At 42.7% G+C, this 5,056-nt stretch carries 6 protein-coding genes; 5 read left to right on the top strand and 1 reads right to left on the bottom strand.

Features of this window, described 5'->3' with window-relative positions; all coding sequences use genetic code 11:
* The 5 genes from B2V92_RS02435 to B2V92_RS02415 all read left to right on the top strand — a co-directional run.
* The coding region (locus tag B2V92_RS02435) for a hypothetical protein (protein ID WP_293304518.1) at positions 1-1,370 on the top strand (1,370 nt) is incomplete at its 5' end.
* A 5-nt stretch (positions 1,371-1,375) separates the two neighbouring features.
* Positions 1,376-2,656, top strand: coding sequence for a hypothetical protein (locus B2V92_RS02430; RefSeq protein WP_293304516.1), 1,281 nt, complete (start codon positions 1,376-1,378; stop codon positions 2,654-2,656).
* Positions 2,657-2,684: 28 nt separating this feature from the next.
* The gene (locus B2V92_RS02425) at positions 2,685-3,251 is read left to right on the top strand and encodes a TerD family protein (protein WP_293304514.1); all 567 of its coding nucleotides are present in this window, start codon (positions 2,685-2,687) and stop codon (positions 3,249-3,251) included.
* Positions 3,248-3,901 (top strand): TerD family protein, encoded by a 654-nt coding sequence (locus B2V92_RS02420; RefSeq protein WP_293304512.1) that lies wholly within the window; start codon positions 3,248-3,250, stop codon positions 3,899-3,901. Before B2V92_RS02425 ends, B2V92_RS02420 begins: the two co-directional genes overlap by 4 nt.
* Before the next feature lie 11 nt (positions 3,902-3,912).
* Positions 3,913-4,620 (top strand): OmpA family protein, encoded by a 708-nt coding sequence (locus B2V92_RS02415; RefSeq protein WP_293304510.1) that lies wholly within the window; start codon positions 3,913-3,915, stop codon positions 4,618-4,620.
* A gap of 234 nt (positions 4,621-4,854) precedes the next feature.
* On the opposite strand, the gene B2V92_RS02410 is transcribed toward B2V92_RS02415, so the two are convergent.
* A partial coding sequence (locus B2V92_RS02410; RefSeq protein ID WP_293304508.1) for a hypothetical protein occupies positions 4,855-5,056 on the bottom strand: 202 nt, incomplete at its 5' end.

The raw sequence follows: 5,056 nt of genomic DNA, 5'->3' as shown, positions 1-5,056 counted from the left end.
CGGGCAGTAGCGGCTGGGGCGAACAGCCTAAAACAGATAACACCGCAGGATGGGGCAATGAAGCAAAAAAAACACTTACAGCGGTTGATATCAAAACAGAAACCGGTCCGGTAAGGTTCGATTTCAAAAAATTAAGCAACGAAGAATCATTATCAGAAGCCTGTGCGGTAGCCAATTACCTGGTGCGCCCAAATGGTGGTTATGCTATTAATCCCGGAGAACTGGTACTTTGTTTCGACATTGGCGGCAGTACAACCGATATTACGGCATTATGCCAGATGGAAGGCGGAAAGGCAATGATCAAACAGAATTCCATCCGTTTTGCGGCCGAACGTGTGGCACAGGCAACCCGGTTTTCGCCCAACTTTAAAAATGTATTGCTCAGGATATGCGAAAAGAAAAAAATATCCATCCAGGGTCTAAATTCAGGCACGCCTAAATTTAACGAGAATACTGCACCCTATTACTTCGAGCAGGTTGTTGACCGCCTGGAGGCTTCGGATTTTGAAACTTTTTATCTCTTAATAGCTGCCGAATGTAAGGAAATGATGAGCATTAACCTTTACGTTACCGGCCTGATTATGTTTTATGCAGGTCAGCTGGCCTATAAACTGCGGAACGAAATCGTAAGATCAGAAGATGCACCACCAGCCGTTAAAGCCATTCCGCCAAAAATAAAAATTGCATTTGCAGGTAAAGGCGCAAGGATATTCGATTGGTTTACCGCCGTAAACCCAGCCGCAGCCGATGATTATTATACGCAGATGTTTATCAGGGGAATGGGCGGGGAAACCGTGGCCAAACAAACCATTAGTCCGATAACCACAAACCCTTTAAAAATAATCGATATCAATTCGCAGCGCGGAACAGATAATGCCGATGTTAAATACGAAGTATCGAAAGGTTTGGCCATTCCAACCAATATCACCAGCATTTTGGTGCCTACGAACAAACAGGCCATCGAGATATTGGGCGAAGATAATTTCTGTGTGGTTACACCAAATGGTGAATTTAAATACCTCGAATCAACCAATTCCATCACATCAGAAATGCTGGAGCATATTGGTAACCATTTTATCTGCCTGCCACAGGAAGGCAAACCGCACTGCCCAAGGTTTATGGACTTTGCCGATCTGTTTTATAAGGTATCATCCGGCATGTTCGGTTTAAAAATGAACGCGACAGATTTTATGGCAGGTTTCCAGGATATGAACATCGAGAACTATATCAAAGGAGAGCCCGATTTTATCAAGGCACAAAAGCGGAAACACGACGATCAGAAAGATTTCGATTATGTAGCGCCGATCATCATTCTGGAAGGGATGAAATTCTTCGAAAAACACCTGCTTAAGGGCATTCAAAAACAATAATAGCAATGGGATTCTGTGTATTGGCAAAAATATCAAAGCGGACGGTTACTTTCTGGTATCAATCAGACAGTAACCCTTATGCCCCGTTAAAAATGAGGGAATCGAACGAAATCCCCCTGTATTTTTATGTAAACGGCAACGATTTTATATTTGGGGCCGCGGCCAGGGAACGCTTTTATAAAAACGACCCGCATGCTTACGGCAATTATTTCGAAATTGTTAAAGATCCGGCCAAACATTTCAGTATATACGGTAATAAAAAACCTGTTAAACAGCTATTTTATTACGGCATTGAACAATACTTATCGCATTTTTTAAATACGGTACTGTACAGATCAGATTCTATCGAATCGTACAGGCAGCAGTTCCCTTTGCGCTTTTTATTTGATGACGACATTGAAGACAATGAAAAATCGCTTATCGAAAACCTGTTCCAGGAGGCCGGCTATTTTAATTTAGACCGTATTGGCTATCACCATACGCTTTTTAATATACTGGCCCAAAAGCAGATTTTACCAAACAGCAAGGCTATTTTATTGATGAATGGCATTGATGATGTACTTTATTTAAACCTCTACAAAAATATCAAAGCCGAAGCGCTTGGATCGGCCAAACTGCACGGTCAGGGTGCCGATCCCAGGGTAAAAATCCTTGCCGATATGATTGTGGAATATATTATCCTGCAGAATTCTTATCTGTCGATCAATAAAGATAGCGAAATCGCTTTCCTGCTCCCGTTCTGTGCAGCTTTACTTCAAAACATCAGTCCGCTTATAAAAGGCGAAGCCGAACTATCAGACGGAAACCGCTACTGGTTTAATGTAAGGGAAAGAAACCTGAACGACAGGTTGCAATATTATGCCAATGATGGAATGATTTTTACGGCAATAGACGATCTGTTGAGGGCAAATAATTTACCGCCGGATGCTGTAATACTCTTGCTTGGGTCAGAAGAAATCAGCACCGCTTATTTTTCCGACAAATTGCTAAAAAAGTATCACCATGTTACCGCATTGCAACCTGTTGATGTTAAAGATACCATGCAGTCTATTTTTCAGGGAATTGCCAATGCCGGTTACAGCGTTAAAACAAAAGCACCAACTGCTCCCCCGGTATTGGCGCGGCCGCCGCTACCCACACCTAAACCGCCACCACCCCTGCCACCAAAAAAGGAAAGCAACGCTCCAAAACCTGTAAACATTCCCAGGTTGCCCGAGATAAAAATAACACAAAACACTAAAAACAATCCGGTAAAACCACCGCCCTTACCTCCCAAAAAAAAGTAGGGTGCACAAAAATCTAAAACTTAACAAAATGGCTATACAAATAGAAAAAAGAAAACCGGTATCCCTGATTGGAGAAGAACCGGGTTTAAATCACATCATTGCTGGTTTGGGCTGGGATACAGCCGTTGTAAACGGACACCCGGTAGACCTCGATCTTTCCCTGTTTATGCTGGGCGAAAACGGTAAACTCCTGGCCGACGAATACTTTGTTTTTTATAACAATAACACCAGTCCTGATGGTTCTACGCATTACCCGGGCGATAGCAGGGGCGGCGAAGGCGATGGAGACGATGAGGTAATCTACATCGATTTATCCAAAATAGATCCGAAAGTAGAGTTCCTCTATTTCGCGGTAACCATTGATCAGAGTGAAGAAAGGGGCCACCATTTTGGCCACGTTCAGAATTCCTACATCAACATCAGGAACAATGCCGATAAATCGGTTTTATGCCAATATCAGCTAAAAGAGGAATTTACAAATGAAGACTCCCTTATGATTGCCTCGATCTCCAGAAACGGGGGAGAATGGAACGTAGAAGCCCTTGGGCAGGCCTTTTCAGGCGGTTTAAACACACTAATAGAATTATATCAATGAGCAGTTTTAATTTAAATAAGGGAGACAGGTTCTCTCTATCGAAGGCAGCGCCCGGATTAACAGTCGTGAAAATAGGCATGGGCTGGGACCCTAACGAAGAACCCGGCGGTCCGGAGTTTGATCTTGATGTTTCGGCGTTTTCAATCGGTGGCGATTTCAAAATCCCTTCCGATTCGTACTTTACCTTTTACGGGCAGATCCGTATGGGTAATAAAATTGAGGACAAGGTAGAAAAAGGCCTTTTCAGACCGTTTACCGAAGACGGTGCAATTATCGGTGCCATTGATGATCCGGACGGGAGCAGAAGTGATGGCGATGATGATGAAGATATGTTTATCGATCTATCAAAAGTTAGCCATAAAGTTGAGCAGATTATCATTTGCTGTACCATCTGCAAATATCCCAACGATAATAAAAAGGATAGGAGAACACTGGATCTGAATTTTGGAAAAGTTAACGACTGCTACATCAGGATTGTGGATGAAAGCAATGGTTCGGAAATACTGCGCTACGACCTGAAAGACCAATATACGAATGAAGATGCCGTAGAATTTGGGCGTTTGTTCCGCGTTGGCGATAGCTGGGAGTTTGAAGCAATGGGCAGGGCGCATACGGGCAGTTTGCAAACTTTAGTTGATATGTACACCTAAAAAATAAAATTATGGCATTCGATTTAAATAAAAACGATGGTTCTAAAAAAGAGCCCTCCAAATTTGATCTTTCAAAAGGAGAGATAGAAAAAACCGCTTCCGCATCGCGCAACTGGTTAATCGGTTTATTCGGGATATTGGTACTTGGTGGCGGCATCTGGTATTATTCATCAGTCAAGACAGATACTGGGACAAAAACATCTATACAAAACGTTTCTTCAGATCCGGCTTCGGTTGCTGCACCTGTTGAACCAACAAAAAAAGAAGTTAGCGGTATGGATACATCTACTGCAGCAGATTCAACCAAAGTAAAAGCTGAAGAAATTGCAAAAAACAATCCGGATACAGCAACGCCCGGCAAATTACAAACAGCAGCATTTAAAGCCTTAAACCATGCCGTGCCGGTTACATTTTTTCAAGGTTCATCATCTTTTGCAAGCACCAACAAAGTTTTAATTAAACGTATTGTTGCCTACTTAACCCAAAACCCATCCGCATCCATCCATATTGATGGTTATGCCAGCAGCGATGGCCCGATAGCCGTAAACCAACAGATATCGCAGGCAAGGGCCGATGCATTCAAAAACCATTTAACTTCATTGAATGTTGAAACAAGCCGGATAACAGCCACAGGAAAAGGAATTGAAAACCCGGTTGCTTCCAATAAAACTGCTCTCGGGAGAAAAAAGAACAGGCGGGTTGAGATTATGTTTTTATAACCTAAGTTTGATTAATACTCATTTAAAGGAACCAATTATGAACCCATTAAGCTGGCACCATCGTTACGCATATTTTTAAGGCGTTATGCTAACTTGCGTTGCACCCTAAACAGGTCTTACCGAAGAACGCCCGTCAATCCCAAGTGCAGGGAAATCAAAAAAACAGTTGCAAAATAAGACAATTGGCATTGCCAAACCTAAACGCAGTGGTTTTGTGCAGATCTTACAAAAACTTTAATCTGTCTGATACTTACTGCACAAAACAAAGTGCCGCCGTTTTTTTGATGCGAATGGGGCTTGAGTGAACGCACATTGTGGATTGACGAAGCGCTTTGGGTACTTTGGCGCTCCAAAATGCGTAGCATTCTTGAGCACAAATAAAAACAGCATTAACTGTGAAAAACTACCATGCCCCCGCGGCATAGGAGCGGAAAAA

The organism is Pedobacter sp. UBA5917 (assembly GCF_002432345.1).
GTDB lineage: Bacteria > Bacteroidota > Bacteroidia > Sphingobacteriales > Sphingobacteriaceae > Pedobacter.
Note: the sequence above shows the minus strand (reverse complement) of the source record. Positions and strands in the feature narration are given on the sequence as shown.